Annotated in this window: 15 protein-coding genes; 5 read left to right on the top strand and 10 right to left on the bottom strand. The window is 71.9% G+C overall.

What is annotated here, in order from left to right; genetic code table 11:
- Positions 1–9 precede the first annotated feature (9 nt).
- The 3 genes from ACFYYJ_RS30870 (at position 10) to ACFYYJ_RS30860 (ending at position 3,522) form a co-directional block, all read left to right on the top strand.
- Positions 10–1,209 carry a toxic anion resistance protein gene (locus ACFYYJ_RS30870; protein ID WP_385364021.1) on the top strand — a complete coding sequence of 400 codons (1,200 nt, stop codon included), beginning with the start codon at positions 10–12 and terminating at the stop codon, positions 1,207–1,209.
- Between the two features lie 161 nt (positions 1,210–1,370).
- On the top strand, positions 1,371–2,924 hold the full coding sequence (locus ACFYYJ_RS30865; RefSeq protein WP_389137520.1) for a substrate-binding domain-containing protein: 1,554 nt from the start codon (positions 1,371–1,373) through the stop codon (positions 2,922–2,924).
- Complete coding sequence (locus ACFYYJ_RS30860; protein WP_385127424.1) at positions 2,911–3,522, top strand: hypothetical protein; 612 nt, start codon at positions 2,911–2,913, stop codon at positions 3,520–3,522. Before ACFYYJ_RS30865 ends, ACFYYJ_RS30860 begins: the two co-directional genes overlap by 14 nt.
- A 113-nt stretch (positions 3,523–3,635) precedes the next feature.
- On the opposite strand, the gene ACFYYJ_RS30855 is transcribed toward ACFYYJ_RS30860, so the two are convergent.
- Positions 3,636–5,468 carry a phosphoenolpyruvate carboxykinase (GTP) gene (locus ACFYYJ_RS30855; protein WP_389137340.1) on the bottom strand — a complete coding sequence of 611 codons (1,833 nt, stop codon included), beginning with the start codon at positions 5,466–5,468 and terminating at the stop codon, positions 3,636–3,638.
- Positions 5,469–5,687: 219 nt separating this feature from the next.
- On the opposite strand from ACFYYJ_RS30855, the gene ACFYYJ_RS30850 reads away from it, so the two are divergent.
- On the top strand, positions 5,688–6,356 hold the full coding sequence (locus ACFYYJ_RS30850; protein WP_385127426.1) for a hemolysin III family protein: 669 nt from the start codon (positions 5,688–5,690) through the stop codon (positions 6,354–6,356).
- A gap of 41 nt (positions 6,357–6,397) precedes the next feature.
- On the opposite strand, the gene ACFYYJ_RS30845 is transcribed toward ACFYYJ_RS30850, so the two are convergent.
- The 9 genes from ACFYYJ_RS30845 to ACFYYJ_RS30805 form a co-directional block, all read right to left on the bottom strand.
- Positions 6,398–7,162, bottom strand: coding sequence for a hypothetical protein (locus ACFYYJ_RS30845; protein WP_385364023.1), 765 nt, complete (start codon positions 7,160–7,162; stop codon positions 6,398–6,400).
- An 80-nt stretch (positions 7,163–7,242) separates the two neighbouring features.
- Positions 7,243–7,509 (bottom strand): protealysin inhibitor emfourin, encoded by a 267-nt coding sequence (locus ACFYYJ_RS30840; RefSeq protein ID WP_385127429.1) that lies wholly within the window; start codon positions 7,507–7,509, stop codon positions 7,243–7,245.
- Positions 7,510–7,512: 3 nt separating this feature from the next.
- Entirely contained in the window at positions 7,513–8,532 is a 1,020-nt protein-coding gene (locus tag ACFYYJ_RS30835; protein WP_385364030.1) for a M4 family metallopeptidase, read from the bottom strand.
- 241 nt (positions 8,533–8,773) lie between these two features.
- Positions 8,774–11,197, bottom strand: coding sequence for a galactose oxidase-like domain-containing protein (locus tag ACFYYJ_RS30830; protein ID WP_385127430.1), 2,424 nt, complete (start codon positions 11,195–11,197; stop codon positions 8,774–8,776).
- A 46-nt stretch (positions 11,198–11,243) separates the two neighbouring features.
- Positions 11,244–12,410 carry a glycosyltransferase gene (locus ACFYYJ_RS30825; protein ID WP_389137336.1) on the bottom strand — a complete coding sequence of 389 codons (1,167 nt, stop codon included), beginning with the start codon at positions 12,408–12,410 and terminating at the stop codon, positions 11,244–11,246.
- 6 nt (positions 12,411–12,416) lie between these two features.
- Positions 12,417–14,117, bottom strand: coding sequence for an ArnT family glycosyltransferase (locus ACFYYJ_RS30820; protein ID WP_389137334.1), 1,701 nt, complete (start codon positions 14,115–14,117; stop codon positions 12,417–12,419).
- A complete protein-coding gene (locus ACFYYJ_RS30815; protein WP_389137332.1) occupies positions 14,114–15,517 on the bottom strand; it encodes a glycosyltransferase in 1,404 nt (467 codons plus the stop codon). Before ACFYYJ_RS30815 ends, ACFYYJ_RS30820 begins: the two co-directional genes overlap by 4 nt.
- Positions 15,518–15,791: 274 nt before the next feature.
- The gene (locus tag ACFYYJ_RS30810; RefSeq protein WP_389137330.1) at positions 15,792–17,846 is read right to left on the bottom strand and encodes a thioredoxin domain-containing protein; all 2,055 of its coding nucleotides are present in this window, start codon (positions 17,844–17,846) and stop codon (positions 15,792–15,794) included.
- Positions 17,847–17,928: 82 nt separating this feature from the next.
- Entirely contained in the window at positions 17,929–18,681 is a 753-nt protein-coding gene (locus ACFYYJ_RS30805; protein ID WP_389137328.1) for a DUF4344 domain-containing metallopeptidase, read from the bottom strand.
- A gap of 159 nt (positions 18,682–18,840) precedes the next feature.
- Here ACFYYJ_RS30805 and ACFYYJ_RS30800 point away from each other — a divergent pair, with 159 nt between their 5' ends.
- Entirely contained in the window at positions 18,841–22,131 is a 3,291-nt protein-coding gene (locus tag ACFYYJ_RS30800; RefSeq protein ID WP_389137327.1) for a tetratricopeptide repeat protein, read from the top strand.
- Positions 22,132–22,392 lie beyond the last annotated feature (261 nt).

Here is a 22,392-nt window from a genome sequence, read left to right as displayed (position 1 = left end):
AACGACACGATGCCAATCACGCCAACCGCCGGCGACGCAGACGGCACCTTCGTCCTCAGCGCTCCCGAGCCCGTCGCCCCCGTCCGCCGCGAGCAGGCCTCCGGCCTGGTGCCGCTCCAGGACGGCGTGCGCGAGGAGATGGCCCGCCGCGCCGACGAGTACGTCGGCCGGCTCGCCGGGATCGACACCCGCTCCCCCGAGTTCGTGACGCGGATCGGCGAGATCGCCGGGCTCGGAACGGCCGACATCCGCAGCGCCGCCCAGCAGTCCAACCGGATGCTGGAGCGGGCCGTGCGTTCGCTCGGCTCGGACGGCGGCGGCGACGCCCAGGCCCGGGTCGCCGGGTCCCTCGTCGAGCTGCGGCGCACCGTCGAGGACCTCGATCCGCGGGACGCTCCCGCGAAGGGGCTCGGCAAGCTGTTCTCGAAACTGCCCGGCGGCAACCGGTTCCGCGATCACGTGGCGAAGTACGCCTCCTCCCAGGCGACCCTGAACCGGATCGTCGGCGCCCTGCGCGGCGGCCAGGACGAGCTGCGCCGCGACAACGCGGCGCTGCACACCGAGCGGGCCCGGCTGTGGGAGACCATGGGCAAGCTCCAGGAGTACGCGGTGCTCACCGAGGCCCTGGACACGGCCGTCGGGCAACGGATCGCGGACACCGAGCAGGCGGATCCGGCGCAGGCCGACGCGATGCGGTCGGACGTGCTGTTCCCCGTCCGGCAGAAGCACCAGGACCTGCTGACGCAGCTCGCGGTGTGCGCGCAGGGCTACCTGGCGATGGACGTCGTCCGGCGCAACAACGAGGAACTGATCAAGGGCGTCGACCGGGCCGCGACGACGACGGTGTCGGCGCTGCGGATCGCGGTGATGCTGGCCTCGGCCCTCGACAACCAGAAGAAGGTGATCGAGCAGGTCAACGCGTTGCGGGGGACGACGGAGGAGCTGATCCGGGGGAACGCGGAGATGCTGTCCTCGCAGAGCGGCGAGATCCAGCGGATCGCGGCGGATCCCGCGGTGGGGGCGGAGACCCTGCGGGTGGCCTTCGCGCAGATCTACAAGACGCTGGACGCGATCGACACGTTCAAGGTGCAGGCGACGGAGAGCATGGCGGCGACGGTGGAGTCGCTGACGGACGAGTTGCGGACCGCATCGGACTACCTGGCTCGGACGCGGACTGCCTCTGCGCTTGAGGGGGGTGCGTCGCAGTGAGCCGAGCCGAGCCCGAGGGGCTGCCGCTGCGCGGGGCTTTCCCCCACCCCGCCCCTTCCCGAAACCGGGGGCTCCGCCCCCAGACCCCCGCGCCTCAAACGCCGGCGAGGCTGAAAACACTGCGGCGGCGGGCGTTGGTCGCGGCGCTTGCGGTCGTCGGGATGGTGGCCGCCGCCGGGTGCAGCTCCGGCAAGCCCGAGGGGCCCAAGCCGTCCGTCTACAAGGACGGCACGCTGCGGGTGTTGGCCTCCAGTGAGATCGCCGACATGAAGCCCGTGCTGGAGCAGGCCAAGAAGGCCACCGGGGTCGGCGTGGAGCTGACCTGGTCGGGGACGCTCGACGCCGTGGAGCAGGTCGTCTCCGGGAAGGCCGACGGGAAGTACGACGCGATCTGGCTGTCCTCCAACGACTACCTGCGGCTGCGTCCCGAGGCCGCCGGGAAGCTCGCCAACGAGACCCAGGTGATGTCCTCGCCCGTCGCCCTCGGCGTCAAGCCGGAGGCGCTGGCGCGGCTCGGCTGGCAGCCCGCCGACGTCACCTGGTCCAAGGTCCACGAGGCCGTCGCCGCCGGGAAGCTGACGTACGGGATGACGGATCCGGTGCGTTCCAACTCCGGTTTCTCCGCGCTGATCTCGGTGGCCTCGGGTCTCTCCGGCGCGCAGGCCGCGCTGACCGACGCGGACGTGAAGGCGGCGCAGCCGAAGCTGAAGGAGTTCTTCTCCGGGCAGAAGCTGACCTCGGGCTCCTCGGGGTGGCTGGCCTCCGCCTACGCCAAGCGCTCGGACGTCGACGCCCTGGTCAACTACGAGTCCGTGCTGCTCTCCATGAACCGGGACTCGAAGACGAACCTCCAGGTGATCCGGCCGGCGGACGGTGTGGTCACCGCGCACTACCCGCTGACCCTGCTGACCTCGGCCCCGGCCGGGGCCCGCGAGTCGGGGCGGGTGCTGACCGACTGGCTGCGCGGACCCGAGGCGCAGCAGGCGATCACCGCGCAGACCTTCCGGCGGCCGGTCGTCTCCGGGGTGTCCCCGGCGGCCGGGCTGGGCGCGGACAAGCGGCGCGAGCTGCCGTTCCCCGGCTCGCGACAGGTCGCGGACGGGCTGCTCGCCTCGTACGAGAACGAGCTGCGCCGGCCCTCGCGGACGGTGTACGTGCTCGACACCTCGGGTTCGATGTCCGAGGAGGACCGGATCGGGCGGCTGAAGGCGGCGCTCACCGACCTGACGGGCACGGGGACTTCGGAGACCGGGCACCGGTTCCGGGACCGCGAGGAGGTCACGCTGCTGGCCTTCGGTTCGAAGGTGAAGTCGACGCATCCGTACGTGGTGGAGCCGGGTCGGCAGCAGACCGCGCTGGACGCGATCCGCGCCGACATCAACGGCCTGAGGCCGGAGGGGGGTACGGCGATCTACAGCAGTCTGGAGGCGGCGTACGAGCACATCGGCAAGGGCGGTCAGGACGCCTTCACCTCGATCGTGCTGATGACGGACGGGGCGAACACGGAGGGGGTGGGTGCCAAGCACTTCGACTCCTTCTACGCGGGGCTGCCGGAGGAGCGGAAGGGCACGCCGGTCTTCGCGGTGCTCTTCGGGGACTCGGACCGCAAGGAGCTCACCCACATCACCGAGCTGACCGGCGGGCGGCTCTTCGACGCCACGGGGGGCAACGGTTCGCTGAACGGAGCGTTCGAGGAGATCCGTGGCTACCAGTAGCGGCAAGGTGCTCCGGTTCCTGGAGTCGAAGAAGAACCTGGCGGGCTCCGCCTGCGGCGTGGCCGGGGTGGGTCTCGCCCTGACCGGGGCGGCCGGCGCGTGGTGGCCGGTGGTGGTGGCCGGGCTGTACGGGGCGGGCGCGCTGATCGCCCCGCCCGAGCGGACGGCACCGCCGCCCTTCGATCCGAACGCGGAACTCGACGTACTGCGCGAGGACTTCGGGCTGCTGCGCACCTACCTGGCAGGGGTGGAACTGCCGCAGGCGGCCGGGGACCGGCTGGCCGAGCTGTTGGGCTTCTACGAGGCCCTGCTCGATCCGGGGTGGGTGGCGGAGGTCCTCGTCGCCGATCCGGAGTCGGTGTACGCGGTGTCGCGCGCGGTGCGCCGGGACGTGCCGGAGTGCGTGGACACCTACAACCGGACGCGCTGGTGGGCGCGGCTGACTCCGGGCGGCGAGTCGCCCGAGCGGCAGCTGGAGCGGCAGCTGGACCTGCTGCACGCGGAGGCGGAACGACTGACGGCCGACCTCCGCGAGGCGGAAGCCGGCCGTCAGCAGTCGCACACGGCCTATCTGGAGGAGCGCGGACAACGCTCCTGAAGGAGGCCGGGTGCTGCGGTGGGTGCCGCTTGGTCGGGGGCTCCCACAGCGGTGGGCGCCGCTTGGTCGGGGGCTCCCACGTTCTTCGTCCCGGTGCTACCGGGCTCGGGCTCTCAGCCCAGGCGCTCGACGAGCGCGTGGTACTGGTCCCACAGCTCCTTCGGCGTGTGGTCGCCGTAGGTGTTCAGGTGCTCGGGGACCAGGGCGGCCTCCTCGCGCCAGACCTCCTTGTCGACGGTGAGGAGGAAGTCCAGGTCCTCGGCGGGGAGGTCCAGGCCGTCGAGGTCGAGGGAGTCCCTGGTCGGCAGGATGCCGATGGGGGTCTCGGTGCCCTCGGCGGTGCCGTCGAGGCGGCCGACGATCCACTTCAGGACTCGGCTGTTCTCGCCGAAGCCGGGCCACACGAACTTGCCCGCGTCGTTCTTGCGGAACCAGTTCACGTAGTAGATCTTCGGGAGCTTGGACTGGTCCTTGTCGGCCGCGACCTTGACCCAGTGGGCCATGTAGTCGCCCATGTTGTAGCCGCAGAACGGCAGCATGGCGAAGGGGTCGCGGCGCAGCTCGCCGACCTTGCCCTCGGCGGCGGCGGTCTTCTCGGAGGCGATGTTCGAGCCGATGAAGACGCCGTGGTTCCAGTCGAAGGACTCGGTGACCAGCGGCACGGCGGAGGCGCGGCGGCCGCCGAAGAGGATCGCGGAGATCGGGACGCCCTTGGGGTCCTCCCACTCGGGGGCGATCGTCGGGCACTGCGAGGCCGGGACGGCGAAGCGGGCGTTGGGGTGGGCGGCCGGGGTCTCCGAGTCCGGAGTCCAGTCGTTGCCCTTCCAGTCGATGAGGTGCTTGGGCGCCTCTTCGGTCATGCCCTCCCACCACACGTCGCCGTCGTCGGTGAGCGCGACGTTGGTGAAGACGGTGTTGGCGTACATCGTCTTCATGGCGTTGGCGTTGGTGTGCTCGCCGGTGCCGGGGGCGACGCCGAAGAAGCCGGCCTCGGGGTTGATCGCGTAGAGGCGACCGTCCTCGCCGAAGCGCATCCAGGCGATGTCGTCACCGATGGTCTCGACCGTCCAGCCGGGGATGGTCGGCTCCAGCATGGCGAGGTTGGTCTTGCCACAGGCGGACGGGAACGCGGCCGCGACGTACTTCGTCTCGCCCTCGCCGGCCGGCGGGGTGAGCTTGAGGATCAGCATGTGCTCGGCGAGCCAGCCCTCGTCGCGGGCCATGACGGACGCGATGCGCAGGGCGTAGCACTTCTTGCCGAGCAGGGCGTTGCCGCCGTAGCCGGATCCGAAGGACCAGATCTCGCGGGTCTCGGGGAAGTGCGAGATGTACTTGGTGGTGTTGCACGGCCACGCGACGTCCGCCTGGCCCTCTTCCAGGGGGGCGCCGAGGGTGTGCACGGCCTTCACGAAGAAGCCGTCGGTGCCGAGCTCGTCGAGGACGGGCTTGCCCATGCGGGTCATGGTGCGCATGGCGACCGCGACGTAGGCGGAGTCGGTGATCTCGACGCCGATCGCGGACAGCTCGGAGCCGAGGGGGCCCATGCAGAAGGGGACGACGTACATCGTGCGGCCCTTCATGGAGCCGCGGAAGATCCCCTTCTCTCCCGAGAAGAGGTCCTTCATCTCCGCCGGGGCCTTCCAGTGGTTGGTCGGGCCCGCGTCCTCCTCCTTCTCGGAGCAGATGAAGGTCCGGTCCTCGACGCGCGCGACGTCGGAGGGGTCGGAGGCGGCGTAGTACGAGTTCGGGCGCTTGGTCTCGTCGAGCTTCTTGAACGTGCCCTTCGCGACGAGCTCCTCGCACAGGCGCTCGTACTCGGCCTCGGAGCCGTCGCACCAGACGATGCGGTCGGGCTGGGTCAGGGCAGCGATCTCGTCCACCCAGGAGATCAGTCCTGCGTGGGTCGTCGGGACGGAAGTGGTGGGAGCCGCGTTGTCGCGCGCCACGATTGCTCCTTGTTGAGGGGTTTGTTTGGTGTAGGCCCCGTGGGGGCTGCGACCCGGACGCTTCGCGCTCCGCTCATCCGGTGTCGACCGCACTCATCTGATCATCCGGTGGATGTGCGCATATGTCCAGAGGGCCTCTCACGTGAGCATCGCCACGTCCGTCAATCTTCCGTAAAGAGGACCAAGGGAAAGCTACGGACCCGTAGGTAGCATGTGGTCATGACTTCTGATGCCGCCGCCGCACCGGCAGAGCCGGACGCCAAGCCGCTGATGCGCGGCTGGCTGCACACCGGAATGTTCCCCGCCGTGGTCATCGCGGGCCTGGTGTTGATGGCCTTCACCGACTCGGCGAAAGCGCGGGTCGCGTGCGGCGTCTACATCCTCACGGCCTGCCTGCTCTTCGGCGTCAGCGCGGTGTACCACCGCGGCACGTGGGGCCCGCGCGGCGAGGCGATCCTGCGACGGCTCGACCACGCCAACATCTTCCTGATCATCGCGGGCACCTACACGCCGCTGACCGTGCTGCTGCTCCCGCCGTCCACCGGACGCACCCTGCTGTGGGCGGTGTGGATCGCGGCCGCGGCCGGCATCGCCTTCCGCGTCTTCTGGGTCGGCGCCCCGCGCTGGCTGTACACCCCCTGCTACATCGCGATGGGCTGGGCGGCCGTCTTCTTCCTCCCCGACTTCATGCGCACCGGCGGCATCGCCGTCCTCGTGCTGGTGATCGTCGGCGGCCTGCTGTACAGCGTGGGAGGGGTCATCTACGGAATGAAGCGCCCCAATCCCTCCCCCCGCTTCTTCGGTTTCCACGAGGTCTTCCACTCGCTGACGCTCGCGGCCTTCGTGGCGCACTACGTCGGCATCTCGCTCGCCGCCTACTCGCACTGACCGGCGCCGGACCGGAGCCGACCGGACCTCGTCCGCGTCGGTCAGGTGTGCAGGTCGCGGGCGAGGGCGGTCAGCACCGCCCGGGTCTTGGTCTCACCGGTCTGCGGCAGGGTGAGACCGCGCTCCGCCAGGGCCTCGCCGAGCCGGTCCTGCGCGCCGGCCGCCTCGCCGAGGTCCGCGCGCACCGACACCTCCAGGAACCGCAGCCCGTTGCCGGTCGTCCACTCCTCGATCGCCACGGAGCCGGGCAGGCCGTCCCAGTCCTGCTTCCACTTGACCGCGTGCACCGGGCCGAGCGCCGTCAGGCCGTCGAGGTCGTCCACCGCCGTCCCGGCGGCCTCCAGTAGTTCCAGCTGCGGATCGACGAGCGTGCCGTCGAGCCCGCCCGCCTCCGCTTCGAGGGCCGCCGCGAACTCCCGATCGGCCTCCAGCGAGGCCGACAGGACGGGCGTGAACGCAGGTCCGGCCCTGTCCTCCTCGGCCCGGAATTCCCAGTCCTCCTCCTCCCGCTCCTCCTGCCAGTCGCCCGGAAGCGGGGGGCAGGGGCGCAGTTTGACGGTGAGGTCCGCCTTCCGCTTGGAGTCGGGACCTTCCTCGTCCCGCCGCAGGCGCAGGATGAGCCCCCGGTCCAGCAGGGGCAGCGAGACTCCGGCGCCGGCCGCCTTCTTCGGTCTGTCCCAGAAGTGGATGACGCGGGCGCGCCCCTCGTCCCGGTCGAGCTCCAGGGCGTCGAAGGCCGCCTCCGCCTCCCCTCCGGCAAAGCTGATCTTGATCTCTGCGGCCGTGGCCGTGGGCGACTGCCTCATGATGCCGTTATCGCATGACGGGCCGGGGCCCGCATTCCGGTGGGTCGCCCCGTCGGCGCACCGGAATGCGGGTGACCCGTCTAGGCGCCGTCCCGCAGGACCCGTTCGACCAGTTCCTCCTGTTCCTCGGTGATCTTCGGGTCGGCGAATTCGACCGTGCGGTCGTCGACCGTGACGGAGTACCGGTAACCGTCGGGTACCACCGCCACGGGCCCCGGACCCGTCTGGGTGAGGACCGCGGTCGCGAGGCGCTCCAGCTCGGCCGCGTCGGGCCGACCGGTCGTATCCAGTTCGGCCTTGAGCGGGAACCCGGCGAAGCCGCCGCTCCTGGTCACGCGGATGTGCACGGCTCAGCCATGGTTGTTGCCGTTGACGCCGACGTGGGCCCACGCCTTGAGGACCGCTTCCAGCTCCAGCCCCTGCCCGAAGCGCTTCTTCGTGGCCTCGACGGTGGCCTGGGCGAACTGCCGGAAGGTGGCTCGCCTGGGCAGCTCGCCGGAGGTGAGGGTGTCGTACCAGATCTGCCCCGCCTTCTCCCAGGCGAAGCCGCCGATCTGGTTCGCGATCAGGTAGAAGGCGTGGTTCGGGATACCGGAGTTGATGTGGACGCCGCCCTCGTCGAAGTCCACCTCCTGGAACTTGTCCATGTGGTCCGGCTGCGGGTCCCCGCCCGGCCAGACGCGGTCGTCGGTGAAGGCGGTACCCGGCGCCCTCATGGAACGCAGGGCCTGCCCCTTCACCAGGGGGGTGAAGATGCCGGCACCGATGAGCCAGTCGGCGTCCTCCGCGGACTGGCCGCGGGCGAACTGCTTGACCAGGCTGCCGAAGACGTCGGAGACCGACTCGTTGAGGGCGCCGGACTGGTCCTCGTAGACCAGGTCGGCGGTGAACTGCGTGACCCCGTGCGTCATCTCGTGGGCGACGACGGCGGGATCGAAGGTGAAGTCGTTGTAGACCAGCCCGTCCCCGTCGCCGAAGATCATGGCTTCGCCGTCCCAGAGGGCGTTGTTGAACCTGCGGCGGAAGTGGACGGTCGCGTCCAGCGGCAGGTTGGCGTCGTCGATCGAACGGCGGCCGTAGACCTCCTTGAAGAAGGTGAAGGTGAGGCCGAGGATGTTGTAGGCCCGGTTGACCGTGCCGTCCAGCACCGGGTCCTCACCTTCGGCCCTGACCTGGTCGCCGGGCAGGTTCCTGGTGTTGTGGGTGTCGAAGACCGTCCGCTGGAGGACGGCCGGGCCCGTCGGGACCGCCCCCTCCACCTCTCTGGGCGCGTCCTGCCGCTTCTGCCGGAGTTCGTCGCTGGCCGCGAGGGTCTTCTCGGCGGCCTCGCGGATCCTGGGGTCGTCCCATTCGGTCAGTCTTTCGAGCATGTACGGCGGCAGGATGCCGCAGGCGCAGCGCTCGGATCCCGGTGCTCCGTGTTCCCCGCTGTCGGGGATGTGAGTGGTGTCCACGTCGAACGAAGGTGGCGCCCCCGGAGTGCGGAGGTCACGCACCGCCCCGGATTCTCACCTTCACGCGCCGCCCGATTGGTCCGGATGGTCCTGTATGCACGGGGGCCCGGCCGCTGTGTGCGGCCGGGCCTCCGTCATTTCCGCGCTTCGGGGGCGGCTAGCAGGTGTAGCCGTCCCGGTCCTGGTCGAGGCGGAGCGGGTCGCTGCCGTTGACCTTCATCCGCTTCGGGTACTGGTGGGCGGCCAGCCAGTCGCAGCGGGCCTTCGTCGTCTCCTTCACCTCGGCCGGGAAGCGGGTCGGCACGCACACGTTGACCGTGCCGTAGTGCCGGTCGCAGCCCGCCACCGTCGGCGCCACCGGGGCGGAGTCCCGCCGGCCCGGGTTCTCCTTCGCCGGCGCCAGCTCGTTCGCGAAGGTGTGCTCGTGCGCGGCCGGCTGCTCGGCGCCGGCCGCCGCCGCGAGTGCGGGCGGTCCGCCCAGGTGCACCCACTGCGCGATGGACGGGACTCCGTTCGCGTCGACCGCGAACAGCATGTACCAGCCGGGCGGCGCCAGGTTCGGGTTGCTGGTGACGTTGAGGTCGATGGTGGTGCCGTTGACGACCGTCATCGGCAGGTCCACGAACCTCTGGTTGGGGTCCGAGGAGTGGGTGACCGCCGCCGGCCGGATCAGCTCCGCCTTCGCGACCGCCCGGTTCACGGTGATCCGCTGCGTGTCCCCGTACACCCACTGGTTGTCGATCACCGAAGTGATCTGCGGGCGCGCTCCCTTGAACAGGTAGGGCGGGGTGTAGATCGACACGTTGTGGTTGTACGTGCCGTTGCCCGGGTTGTCGCCGACCGACATGACCCGGCCGTCCGGCAGCAGGAACGAACCCGAGTGGTAGGTCCGCGGGATCGGGTCGGTGGCCAGGCCCGCCTGGTAGGTGTTGGTGGTCGGGTCGAAGAACGAGGCCTCGTAGACCGGGTCGGCCCGGTCGTGCAGCCCGCCGCCCGTCTCCAGCACCTTGCCGTCCGGGAGCAGTACCGCGGAAACGAACATCTTGCCCTCGGCCCCGGTCTGCGGCCGCTTGCCCGCACCCTGGTCGACCTGGCCCTGCGGCAGGTCGGGGCCGGCCGTGTAGGTCGGGCTCGCCGCCTTCAGGTCGATGATGTCGGTGAGGCGGTTGGCGGCGGGGTTGCGCTCGTTGTTGCCGCCGCCGATGGTCAGGACCCGCTGGTCCTGCGCGGGCGGCAGCAGCACGCTCGCCGACTCGTCGCGCTCGTCCTTGTTCCGCAGGCCCGGCACGTCGGTGATGGTGTTGGCGTCGTAGTCGTAGATCGAAGAGCCGGTACCGGGTGTTCCGTTGCCGAAGGTGTGGCTGCCCGAGTAGAAGAGCCGCCCGTCCTGCATGAGGATCATCGACGGGTACAGGCCCCAGTACGACCAGGTCTGGTTGACCTCGTTCATCGGCAGCCACTTGTTCTGCGCCGCCGAGAACTTCTCCGCGGTCACGTTGCCCGTGGAGTCCTCCTTCAGACCGCCGAAGGAGATCACGTCACCGTTGCCGAGGATGGTCGCCGACGGGTACCAGTGCCCGCCGTTCATGTCGTTGGTCTTCGTGTACGTCTCGGTCGTCGGGTCGAAGGTGTACGAGTCCTTCAGCCCCTGGTAGCCGATCTTGCCGTCGGCCGACGGGTACCCCTTGTTCCCGCTCATCACCAGGACCCGGCCGTCGGACAGCTGCACGTGGCCCGAGCAGAACATGTCCACCGGCGTCGGGATCGTCTTGACCGTCCCGTTCACCGGGTCGTAGACGGCGGAGGTGAACGTGCCGGCGTTGAACTGGGAGATGTCGTTGCCGGACCCGGCGATCAGCAGCACCTTGCCGTTCTTCAGGACGACGGCGTGCATCGAGCGCACGGGGTTCTTGGTGGCCATCACCTCCCACTTGCCCTTGGCGCACTCCTCCGCCGTGCCCGTGCAGGACGGCTGCGGCGGGACCGCGCCCACCTCCTCCAGCGCGTAGTCGTCGGTGGTGAGCGTGCCCACCCCGTAGACCGATATGCCCCAGGCGATCTTGTCGGTGTTGGGCGGGACCGCCGGCGTACGGACCTCCGTACGCGCCCACGCCGCGCTGACCGGCGGGTTCTGCAGGTCGGTCCAGTACTGCCAGCCCGCCGTCGTGTCGTGGCGGAACACCGTCACCGACACGTCCGGGGTGTTCGACTTGTACCAGGCGGACAGGTCGTACTGCTTGCCCGGTGTCACCGTCGGCGCGCACGCGGCGTTCTCGGTGACCAGGGCCTTGCGGTCGCCGGAGACCCGGCGGGTGAGCGTGACCTTCATCGCCTTGGTGCCGGTGTGCGCGTCGGCGACGGTCGCGAAGGTGAAGTCGTTGTCGCCCCAGCCGGATTTGTTCCAGCAGGACGGCATGTCGGAGCCGGGCGCACCGGCCGTCTCGAAACCGGGATTGGAGAGCAGATTGGGCGCTCCGGCCGTGGCCTGCTGCGACGCTGTCATCAGCAGGCCCGCGGTCATCGCCCCGACGGTCAGCAGGGCGGCCCGCCGCCCCGCCCTCCGCCGGATCTTCAGACGCATGAAAAAGTTCCCCTCTGTGCGGCTCGGCTGGGCTCCTGCGACGGCGCTACGCCTTGGGCGCCTTGCGCGGCAGGTAGACGAGGGCCTCCGTCGCCGCGAACCGCAGCACGAAGGTGGTGACCAGCGCGAGCGCGGTGGCCGGCAGCACCGCCATCCCCAGCTTCGCGACGAACACCGCGATCAGGGGGATGCGCAGCAGCAGGTCCGCGTTGGCGAGCAGCGCGAACCGCCCGACCCGGTCCGCCCAGTGCCGGTGCCGCCTGCGGTCACGGAAGAGCAGCACCTCGATGAGTACGAAGTTCCACAGCACGCCCGCCTGGTTGGCGAGGATCTCCGCCGGGAGGTAGTGCATCCCGGCGTGCGTCAGCAGCCACAGCGCGACCAGGTTCGGCACGAAACCCGAGAGCCCGATCAGACCGAAGCCGATCATCCGCGCCAGCGGTGTGGCGGAGCGCAGCGAGGCAAGGTGTGCCAGGAAGCGCATGCCCTCGCGGGCCGTGGACTTGGACTCGCCGGAGAAGCGGTCCTGGAAGACGAACGGCACCTCGGCGACCTTGCCCGGGCGGCAGCGCACCGCCAGCTCCAGCAGGATCTTGTAGCCCAGCGGCTTCAGCGCGTCCGCGGTGACCACCGAGCGGCGCATCGCGAAGAAGCCGCTCATCGGGTCGCTGATCCCGCGCAGGGCGCGCGGGAACAGGCCCTTGGTCAGCCAGGTCGCGCCCCGCGAGACGGCGATCCGGTAGCTCCCGGCCAGCCCCGCCCGGCTGCCGCCGCTGATGTAGCGGGAGGCCACGACGAGGTCGGCGCCGGTGCGCACTCCCTCGCCGACGAGTTCGGGCACCAGGTGGGGCGGGTGCTGGAGGTCGGCGTCCATGACGACGACCCAGTCGGTGTCCGCCCGCCGGATCCCCTCCACGACGGCGCCGCCGAGGCCGCCGTCGGGCACCTCGCGGTGCAGGACCGACACCCGGAAGGGGTGGTCGGCGGCCGCCTTCTCGATGACGGCCGGGGTGTCGTCCGTGGAGTCGTCGACGAACAGCACGTCGCAGGGCAGGTGTTCGGGCAGGGCGTCACCGAGCCGGCGCAGCAACTCCGCGACGTTCCCGGACTCGTTGAAGGTCGGGATGATCAGGGTGACGCTGTCCGTCAGGGTCTGCGGAGCGGCGAGCTCCGCTTCGATCGGGGCAGGGAGGGACCTCAGGTCCTCGGTCATGTTCGATCAGCTCCCGGTCCGGGGGGCGGCGGAGGTGGCTCCCGCGGCGCGGCCGGCGGCGTCCGTCCGGCGGATCTCGATGCGGTCCTCGCCCTTGCCGAAGACGGCCACGACCGTCGAGTGCTCCAGCGCCGCCTTCACGTTCGGCAGGTCCACGGCGTCCCGGCGCACCGTCGGCGAGGACACCACGTAGTCGATGTCCCGCCAGCCCCGCGGCATCGTCTTGGTGACGGCCGGGTCGAGGTCGGCCTTGTAGAACCAGATGGCCCCGGTCCCCGGCTCGAAGCCGTGGTGCACCGCGTCCAGCCACAGCGCGTCGTCGAGCAGCACCCGGGTGTGCGCGGGGTCGGGCACCTCCCGGCCCAGCCAGGCCGCGGCCTGCCGGTACGGGGCGTTCGCGTCGACGGTGAGCGCGGTGCGGTTGCCCTCGTACCAGCGCGGCAGCACGTACACCGCGGCGGACACGGCGAGCACCACCGTCAACGCCCAGCGCGCCCACAGCAGTTCACGCCGCTCCCCCGGATCCCGGCGGCGGCGCAGCACGGCGTGCGTGACGCTTGCCGCGCCTCCGGCGAGGACGAGCGCAAGAAACGGCAGCGCCTGGATCACGTACATCGCCGGGAGGTAGCCGGAGCCCCGCATCGCGACGAGCGCCAGGATCACGCAGGCCAGCGCGGGGCCGGCGAGGGCACGCGCGGTCACGGACCAGCGGACCGTGACGATCAGCAGCACGGCGCCGGCGAGCCCGCCGAGCGGCAGCACCGCGTCGTAGTACAGCCAGGACCGGAACACGCCGTTCGAACCGGTACCCGGGGTGAGGATGAAGCCGGAGCCCGGGCGGCTCATCTGGTAGGTGATGCCGTCGATGAGCGAGACGTGCCCGGCGCCGGGCAGCAACTCGCTGTTGAGGAGGGCGTACAGCGGATACGAGAGGCCTATCAGCGCGCAGGCGGTGATGGCCCCCGTGACGGCGAACTTGCGGGTGTCGCGGTGGCTGTGGCGCCACATCGTCACCAGCAGCGCCGGCAGCACCACCAGCATCGTCTCCTTGGTGAGGACGGCGGTGGCGGCGGCCAGCCCGGAGGCGAAGTGGTGCCACAGGTGCCGGCTCGGGGACGCGGCCAGGCAGAAGGCCAGCAGCATCCACATCACGGCGATGTTGTCGAGGAAGATCTCGCGCTGGAGCACCACGGAGAGCGGCGACAGCCCGAACAGCCCCATCGCCAGCCCCGCCGCCCAGCGCGGCAGCCACAGCCGGCGCGCCAGCACGTACATGAGCACGGAACTGGCGGCCGACACCGCGAGCATCGCGAACCGCATCGTCGCGACGGTCATCGAGTCGGGCGCGAAGAGGGACGGGATGTACGTCAGCCCCGCGAGCTGGATCCAGCCGAGCGGCGGATGGTCGTACCAGTACGTGTAGTGCGCGAGGCCGTCCCCCTGCTGCACGGCCCAGGCCTGGGCGAGGTAGGTGCCCTCGTCGTCGCTCAGGGTCGGGAAGTCGGTGATGTTCCAGCCCTGTACGAGGACGATCACCAGCAGCAGGACCCCGCACAGCAGCAGGTCGGGGCGGGAGGAACGGAACCGCACCAGCGGCCGGAGCGGCGCGGGCCGGACCCCGAGGCCGCCGGCCGGGCCGCGCCTCTGGGCGGGGACGGCGGCGGCCGGGGACCGGGGTTCGGTGGCCGTGGGCAGGGTGGCGGTCACTGGCGGCCGTCCTCTCGGATCGCGGTGGCGGTGGCGGCACCGGCGGTGACGGTGGCACCGGCGGCGGTGGCGGCGGTCGAACCGGCCCCGACTGCGACCGGGGCGGCGGCACGCTGAACGGCGGGCGCGGCGGCCGGGGCGGTGTTCACGGAGGTCGCGGCGGCGTCCAGGTGCGCGCCGGTGTGGCTCGTCAGCTCCCACTCGTTGCGGCCGCGGTGCTCGCGCCAGACCGCGCGGATCGCCGCACCGGCCAGCATCACCTGGTAGAAGGGCCCGCCGACGACGAGCTTCACGTAGTGCACGAAGCGCACGCGCAGCCCGTACTGGCGCCCGAAGTCGTGCAGCCCGACGACCTCGAAGACGAAGGTCACCATCGCCGCGAGCATCGGGAGGAAGGTGAAGAACGCGATACCGACCGGCACGTCGAGGAAGACCGCGACGGCGAAGTTGACCGGGATGATCACCCCGGACGCGGCCTGCATGAAGGGGGTCATCAGCGTGTAGCGGGCCAGCCAGCGTTGACCGCGCCCCGGCAGCTGCTTCCAGTCCTTCTTCCGGTAGACCTGGAGGAAGCCCTGGTTCCAGCGGGTGCGCTGCTTGAGCAGGCTCATCAGCGAGCCGGGCGTCTCCTCGCGGGTCACCATGTCGGAGTCGTACGCGACGACCACCTTCTTGCCGACGGACGACAGCCGCACGCCCAGGTCGCAGTCCTCGGCGAGGCAGTTCTGGTCCCAGCCGTCGGCCTCGCGCAGCACGTCGGTGCGTACGAAGACGGTGTTGCCGCCGAGCGGGATGAAGCCCTTCTCGGCGTGCAGGTGGAGGCGGGAGCGGAACCAGAAGAAGTACTCCAGGCAGTTGCGCAGGCTGTACCAGCTGGAGTGGAAGTTGATGAGCTGGACCCCGCCCTGGACCACGTCCGCTTCGGTGGAGCGGAAGGCGTGGTCGACGTGGGCGAGCAGCTCGGGGTGGACCTGGTCCTCGGCGTCGAAGACTCCGACGATGTCGCCCCGGCAGTGCGGCAGGGCGGTGTTGAGCGCCTTGGGCTTGTTCTTGGTCTCGTGGTGGTCGACGACGACCCGCACCCGGTCGGGCGCACGGCCCGCGGCGCGTTCGGCGACCGCCGCGGTCTCGGGGTCGTCGTGACCGACGATCACGATGATCTCGTAGTCGGTGTGGCTCGACTCCAGCAGCCGCTCGATGGTGTGCTCCAGCACCGCCTGCTCGTGGCGGGCCGGCAACAGCAGCGAGAAGGACAGGCCGCCGCCCCCTTCCGGGCGGTTGAAGCGGGTCGAGGCGAGCACCTCGGGCGTGCGCCACGCGTGCATCTGCCACCAGAGCGTGAACGCCGCGATCCCGAAAAGGGCAAGCGAAATGACCGTAATGAACACAGCGGTGAACAAGCGTCCCCCCACAGGCGTGCCGCAACCCCGAGCGGCGATCGTCTAACCCCCCGGAAGCTCGCGGCGGGCCCCCATGCCCGCCGTCACCGGCTTCCGCTTACTTCCACGCGCGCGCCCCTCAGCGCGCCGTCACAGTGGCCATTCCAGCCACACCCCAGCAACCCTCGAAGAAATGAGATTAAGTGATGAACATGACACTCAGGTACTGACGGGATAAAAAAGGGGTAACCGAACTCCTCGGTAACCAACCGGAATTGACGCTACTCCCGTTACTTCAGGGACGAACCGTGCCCAACTGCTCCCCCAGTTCGGCCGGATCGGTCGTAGGCCGCGTGCAGACGAAGTGCCGGCACACATACGCCGTCGGGAGGTCGCGTACAAGTGTGCGCTCGGCCAACAGGGGGAACTCGCCGCCGCTCCCGTCCGCCGCCCGCGGCAGCCCGACCGCCACCACCGCCCCGGGAGCCGTCCCCAGCAACGCCACGCGGTGCAGGGCGGCCCGGTCCGGGTCCTCCGGATGGCCGACGACCGCCACCTCGCGCGGCCCGTCGAGCAGCGCCTCGGCGACCGACAGCCCGTGCCCGATGAACCGCGGCGCCCGCGGCCCGAGCGCGTGGACCACGCCCAACGCCCGCTCCGCGGCCGTACGGTGGGCCTCCGAACCGGTGTGCGCGGCGTACGACAGCAGCGCACCGGCGGCGGCCGTCCACCCGGACGGAGCGGCGGTGTCGGTCGGGTCCTGGGGGCGGCGGATCAGCTGCTCGGCGTCGTGAGCGGTGTCGTACAACGACCCGTCCTCGGCGGTGAACCGGTCCAGGACCAGGTCGACGAGGAAACCGGCGAACTCCAGCCACACCCCCTCGCCGGTGACCGCGGCCAGCGCCAGGAACCCTTCGGCGACATCGCCGTAGTCCTCCAGCACCCCCGCGTTGACCCCGACCTGCCCGTCCTTGCTGGTCCGCGCCAGCCGGGCCCGCCCGTCCATGTGCACGCGCACGAGCAGATCGGCGGCCTCGGTGGCCCGCTCGACCAGGTCGGGCCGCTCGAAGTACGCGCCGCACTCGGCGAGGGCGGCGACGGCCAGCCCGTTCCAGGCCGCGACGACCTTGTCGTCCCGCCCGGGCGCGGGCCGCCGGTCCCGCGCGGCGAGCAGCCGCCGCTTGATCCCCTCGACCCGCTCGGCGTCCACCACGGGCCCGTCCTGCGGGAGTTGCAGCACCGACTTCCCGTGCTCGAAAGTCCCCTCCTCGGTCACCCCGAAGTACGCGGCGGCCAGGTCCCCGTCCTCGTCACCCAGCACCTCGCGCAACTGGGCGGCGGTCCACGCGTAGTAGGCCCCTTCCACGTGCTCGCCGCTGTCCGGGTCCTCACTGTCGGCGTCGAGCGCGGAGGCGAACCCGCCCTGCTCCGTCCTCAGTTCCCGCACCATGAAGTCGGCCGTCTCCAGCGCGACACGACGCGCGAGGTCCGACCCGGTGGCCCGCCACAGATGCGCGTACACCCGACACAGCAGCGCGTTGTCGTACAACATCTTCTCGAAGTGCGGGACGACCCACTCCCGGTCCACGGAGTACCGCGCGAACCCCCCGCCGAGCTGGTCGTAGATCCCGCCCCGCGCCATGGCCTCGCACGTGTCCGCGGCCATCTGCAGCGCGCCCTCGGACCCGGTGCGCGCGTGGTGCCGCAGCAGGAACTCCAGCACCATGGACGGCGGGAACTTCGGCGCCCCGCCGAAACCGCCGCGCGCGGCGTCGTACTCCCGCGTCAGCCCGAGCAACGCCTGCCCGAGCTCCTCGGGCCTTGGCGTGCCGGCCTTGCCGTAGTCCAACTGCCGCCCTGCCAGGTCCCGCACGATCTTCTGCGCGACCTCGTCGACTTCCTCCCGCCGCCCCTCCCAGGCGGTGCGCACCCCTTCGAGGACCTGCATGAAGGAGGGCATCCCGTGCCGGGGCTCGGGCGGGAAGTAGGTCCCGAAGTAGAACGGCTCGGCGTCGGCGGTGAGGAACACGGTCATCGGCCACCCACCCTGCCCGGTGGCGGCCTGGACGGCCTCCATGTAGACGGCGTCGATGTCGGGGCGCTCTTCGCGGTCCACCTTGACGTTGACGAAGTGGTCGTTCATGTAGGCGGCGGACGACTCGTCCTCGAAGGACTCGCCGGCCATCACATGACACCAGTGGCACGAGCTGTACCCGACGCTCAGCAGGACGGGCACACCGCGCTCACGCGCCTCCGCGAAGGCCTCCGGCGACCAGGGCCACCAGTCGACGGGGTTGTCCGCGTGCTGGAGCAGGTACGGCGAGGTCTCGTTCGCGAGGCGGTTCGACATGGAGCCATCCTGCCGCACCCTCCCCTGCGGAACCCCTCCGACCTGTCCGACCGGCGGACGTTCCGCCATCCGCGCCCGGGGCTCAGTGGCGCAGCAGGGTGGTCAGGTCGCGGGTCCAGGCGTCGCGGCTCGCGGTCCAGGTCGTGGCGCAGTGGGTGCGGGACGGGGCGGTGAGGTCCGGGTGGCGGGAGGGGGCGGCGCCCTGGACCGCGCAGCGGTGGGATTCGGCTCGGACGGCCGGTGGGGCGTGTTCGTCCGAGGGGTCCGGGGCGGGGTCGGCCGCGGCGGCGAGGTCGTAGGCGCGGGCGGCGGTCAGGAGGGTGGCCTCGCCCTCGGGGGTGCGCAGGAGCATCAACCGGGCGAATCGGTCGGCGGCGTCCTCCTCGGCCCGGTCGTCGAGCACCAGGTCCAGCGCGTCTACGACGGCGTGGCCCGCCTCGTGGTGGACGGTCTCGCGGACGAGTTCGGCCAGGTCCTCGTCCGGGTTCGGGGATCCCGCGTGCTCGAAGAGTTCGCGGTCCTCCGCGAGGTCGTCGTAGCAGAATTCGACGAGGTGCTCGGCCGGGTCGTAGCCGGTGCCGCCGCCCGCGCAGGAGCGGGCGACGACGGTGACCCGGTGCGGGAGGCGGAGGTACGCGTTGAGGTCCGCGAGCACGGGCTCGACGAGGTTCCGGTCGCGGAGGAAGCGGGCCCCGGCCTCGTCGGCGCGGGCCGGCTGCTCGTAGCGGATCGCGAACCCCGGGGTGGGGGGCTGTTGGTCGCCGCATCCGGTCAGGGGAAGGAGGAGCGTCGTCAGTGCCGTCAGTGCCGTCGTCTTGGTGCCGCGTGCCGCCATCAGGTCCCCCGTTCCTGCCCGTCGGATCAACGCGGAGTGGTCACGGGAGGGTTCCCGTACTGGCCAACTCCCTCTGATCTAGCTCAAGTTCCCTCGCGCAATCGACCGTACCGGCGGACACTTGTGGCACGTTGCCGGAGCTCTCTTGGGGGGATGCCGATGCGGGACAGCCATCGCGGTGAGGCCGAGCGGCTGTTGGTGCGGGCCGTCGACGAGGAGGCACGGCGGGTGGGCGCGGGTGCGCCGGCCGTCGATCGGGCGGCTCTGCTGGCCCGCGGCAAGGAGGCGCTGGACGCACTCGCCGCGAGTGCGGCGCCCGAGTACGAGGCGTACGTACGGGCCCTGGACGAGGCGGCGGCCGGGGACGAGTCCCTCGGGGAGGCGTTCCGGCGGGGGAACACGTCGACGGCGGTGCTGGTGACGGCCGTTGCCGCCGCCACGGCCGTCGGGACGGACCTCGCGCTCGGGGTCGCGGCCGGTACGGCGCTGACCACCGGGGCGGTCGTGGGCATCGCCGGAGCCGTGGCGACGGTGGCGAAGGTGACGGCCCTGCACCTGCCGGCCGCGAACCGGCGGGCCGGTGAGCTGGGCCGGCCGGGCGGGCAGGAGCAACTGCGGCTGCAGTGGCTGTCGGCCCTGGAGGTGCGCGGGATCCGGCCGTTCCTGGAGGCGCAGCGGAAGGTGTCCGCGGCGGCGGCCCGGGTGCCCCGCCCGGCGGCGCCGCAGCTGCGCGGTACGGACCGCAGCGCGGAGGCGCGGCGGCGCAGTGCGCTGGAGCAGTCGTTCGGGCAGCTCCCGGATCCGTCGGGAGTGTTCGCGGGCCGGCGGGCGGAGTTGACCCGGATCGCGCAGTCGGTGCAGGCGGCGCGGGCCAGTACGGAGACCCGGCCGGTGGTCGTGGTGCTGCACGGCGAGCCCGGGGTGGGTCGTACGGCCCTGGCGTTGCGGGCGGCGCACGAGCTGCGGGACCAGTTCAAGGGCGCGTGCGTGGTGGACCTGCGCGGCGGTGGGGCGGCGGGCACGGATTCGGGCCCGGGCACCGGCGCGGAGGCGCCGCTGTCGACGCGGGAGGCGCTGCTGCACCTGCTGAACCGACTGGGCGCCCCCCGTGAGCAGCTGCTGTTCCGCGAGGGGGCTTCGGCGGAGCAGCAGGTACGCCGCCTCGGCGAGCTGTACCACCAGCACCTCCAGGGGCTCGCGGTGACGGTGGTCCTCGATGACGCGGTGGACGCGGAGCAGGTACGGGTGCTGGTGCCGGAGCGTTCCGAGAGCCTGGTGCTGGTGACGGCGCGGGAGCCGCTGGAGCTGCCCGCGGACCTGCCGGCGTGGGTGCACCAGCTGCCGGTGGAGCGGCTGGGGCCGCAGGACGCGGCGGAGCTGGTGCGGGCGGTACCGCCGGAGGAGGCGCCGGGCGGGGTGGCGGCCGAGCCCGCCCCGGAGGCCGTGGCGGCGGTCGTGCGGCTGAGCGGCGGGCTGCCGCTGGCGCTGCGGATGCTGGGGCCGTCGGCCCGTGCGGGCCTGCTCCCCGGAGCCGATGTCGGAGCCGGGAGCGCGCATCCCGTGGAGTCCGCGCTGGCGGCCGCCGATGCCCGGCTCGCCGAGCCGGCGCGGCAGTTGCTGCGGCGGCTGCCGCTGGCCGGGCGGGCGTCGCTCGGCGGTGCCGCGGCGGCCGCGCTGGCCGACGTACCGGAGCAGGCGGCGCTGCGGTTGCTGGAGGAGCTGTGGGAGGCGGGGCTGATCGAGCGGGTGCGCGGTCAGCGGTTCCGGATGCACGACGCGGTGCGGGCGTACGCGGCGGCGCGGCTGGCGGCGGACGAGGACCGGGAGCCGGCGGTGGCGGCGCACGAGCGGCTGATCCGCGTGTACGCGCAGCTCGCGGACTCGGTGATCCGGATGGTCGACGGGAAGATGTCGACGCGCGCCAATCACTTCGGCGTGCACGGTTTCACCTCGCTCGACGCGGCGCTGCGGTGGCTGGACGACGAGTCGAGCTTCATCACGGCGGCGCTGCGCCACTCCGAGGGCGTGGACCAGCAGGCGGTGCTGGATCTGCTGGGCGCGCTGTGCGACTTCTGTCTGCTGCGCGGGGACCTGTACCGGCTGGGTGAGATCGACGAGCTGACGCAGGCCGTGGCGGCGGGCCGTGCCGGGGACGGGGGCGTGGAAGAGGGCAGGTCCGGGGACCGGCAGGGGCGGCTGGTGCGGTCGGTGCAGTGGCGTACCGGTATCGCGGCCCGGCAGCTGGGCGAGCTGGACAAGGCCCGTACGACGCTGACCTCGGTCGTCGACCAGTACATGGAGGCCCGGCAGGAGGCGGGGGCGGCGATGGCGCTGGTCTCGCTCGGCATCACGCTGCACCACCAGGGCAACCTCCCCGAGGCGGCGGCCCGTATCCGTGAGGCGCTGGTGATGCAGGAGCCGGCGGAGCTGGCGGGTGACCGGGCGTGGGGTCTGCACGCGCTGGCGGCCGTGGAGCGCGACCTGGGTCGGCTGGCGGAGGCGACGGCCCTGCTGGAGCGGTCGCTGGCCCTGCACCGGGAGAGCGAGAGCGTGCACGGCGAGGCGTGGGCGCACTTCCAGCTGGGGCAGGTGCGCCTGCGGTTCGGTGACGTGGAGCGGGCGGAGTCGGAGCTGCGGCTGGCGCTGGACCTGTACGGGCGTACCCGTGACGACCGCGGTGAGGCCTGGGCGCTGACCCAGCTGGGCCGGGCCCGGGTGGTGGACGGGGATCCGGGGGCGGCGCTTGAACGGCTGCGGGACGCGCTGGTGCGGCACCGGGAGGCGGAGGACGCGCGCGGGGAGGCGTGGACGCTGTACCACCTCGGGCAGGCGCTGGAGGAGGCGGGCGAGCGGGATCAGGCGGTACGGGAGCTGGAGCGGGCGCGCACGATGTTCTCGCGGATGCGGGACGTGTACGGGCTGGCGCACGCGCGGCACCACTCGGGGCGGGTGACGCGGGACCAGCGGGCGGCGCAGACGGGCAACCTGCGCAACTCCGGGTTCGCGCGGCAGCTGCTGGTGGACGCGCGGGCGGACTTCCGGCGGATCGGGCTGGCCCACGGCGAGGCGTGGACCTGCCTGGAGCTGGCGGTCGTGGACGCGGGCAACGGGCGGGTCTCGCAGGCGCTGGGTCTGTGCGAGGAGGCGGTGCGGCTGTTCATCTCGTACGGGGACAGGCGCGGCGAGGACTGGGCCCGGTTCCTGCGCTGCACGATGCTGCCGTACGCGGTGCCGGCCGCGCCGGAGGAGGCGCGGGCGGAGTTGTCCCGCCTGTCGGCGGCGCCGCATCCGGCGCGGGACGGGCGGCTGGAGGACTGCCTGGAGACGTACGGGGTGGTCCTGGGCCGGGGCGCGGACCCGTCGGAGGGCTGGCAGGCGTGGCGCCTGGGCCTGGTCCCGAACCTCCAGGCCCGCGAGGTCATGGGCGTACCGGGGCCGTCCCCGACGTAACGGCCCGACCGGCGCCTGCGGCACGGGCCCGTGCGGACCCCGCTTGGGGCGGGCGCGGGGTCACCATCCAGCCTCGCCGGCGTTTGAGGCGCGGGGTCTGGGGCGGAGCCCCAGGGAACGGTGGAAGGGCGGGTAGGGGACGGCTCCGCGCAGCGGCACCGCCCTGGCCGGGCCGGGCCGCGGTGCCGGGGGGGGGGGGGGGGGGCCCCGGGGGCCCCCGGGGGGGGGGGCCCCCGGGGGGGCCGCCCCCGCGGCGCGGGG

Source organism: Streptomyces sp. NPDC002467 (assembly GCF_042889825.1).
In the GTDB taxonomy this organism is placed as follows: domain Bacteria; phylum Actinomycetota; class Actinomycetes; order Streptomycetales; family Streptomycetaceae; genus Streptomyces.
Note: the sequence above shows the minus strand (reverse complement) of the source record. Positions and strands in the feature narration are given on the sequence as shown.

Excerpts from the sequence above, each read along its gene's own strand:
- ACFYYJ_RS30810 (WP_389137330.1), bottom strand. The coding sequence starts at position 17,846 with ATGTCGAACCGCCTCGCGAACGAGACCTCGCCGTACCTGCTCCAGCAC.
- ACFYYJ_RS30835 (WP_385364030.1), bottom strand. The coding sequence starts at position 8,532 with ATGCTCGAAAGACTGACCGAATGGGACGACCCCAGGATCCGCGAGGCC.
- ACFYYJ_RS30830 (WP_385127430.1), bottom strand. The coding sequence starts at position 11,197 with ATGCGTCTGAAGATCCGGCGGAGGGCGGGGCGGCGGGCCGCCCTGCTG.
- ACFYYJ_RS30850 (WP_385127426.1), top strand. The coding sequence starts at position 5,688 with ATGACTTCTGATGCCGCCGCCGCACCGGCAGAGCCGGACGCCAAGCCG.
- ACFYYJ_RS30870 (WP_385364021.1), top strand. The coding sequence starts at position 10 with ATGCCAATCACGCCAACCGCCGGCGACGCAGACGGCACCTTCGTCCTC.
- ACFYYJ_RS30865 (WP_389137520.1), top strand. The coding sequence starts at position 1,371 with ATGGTGGCCGCCGCCGGGTGCAGCTCCGGCAAGCCCGAGGGGCCCAAG.
- ACFYYJ_RS30825 (WP_389137336.1), bottom strand. The coding sequence starts at position 12,410 with ATGACCGAGGACCTGAGGTCCCTCCCTGCCCCGATCGAAGCGGAGCTC.
- ACFYYJ_RS30800 (WP_389137327.1), top strand. The coding sequence starts at position 18,841 with ATGCGGGACAGCCATCGCGGTGAGGCCGAGCGGCTGTTGGTGCGGGCC.
- ACFYYJ_RS30845 (WP_385364023.1), bottom strand. The coding sequence starts at position 7,162 with ATGAGGCAGTCGCCCACGGCCACGGCCGCAGAGATCAAGATCAGCTTT.
- ACFYYJ_RS30805 (WP_389137328.1), bottom strand. The coding sequence starts at position 18,681 with ATGGCGGCACGCGGCACCAAGACGACGGCACTGACGGCACTGACGACG.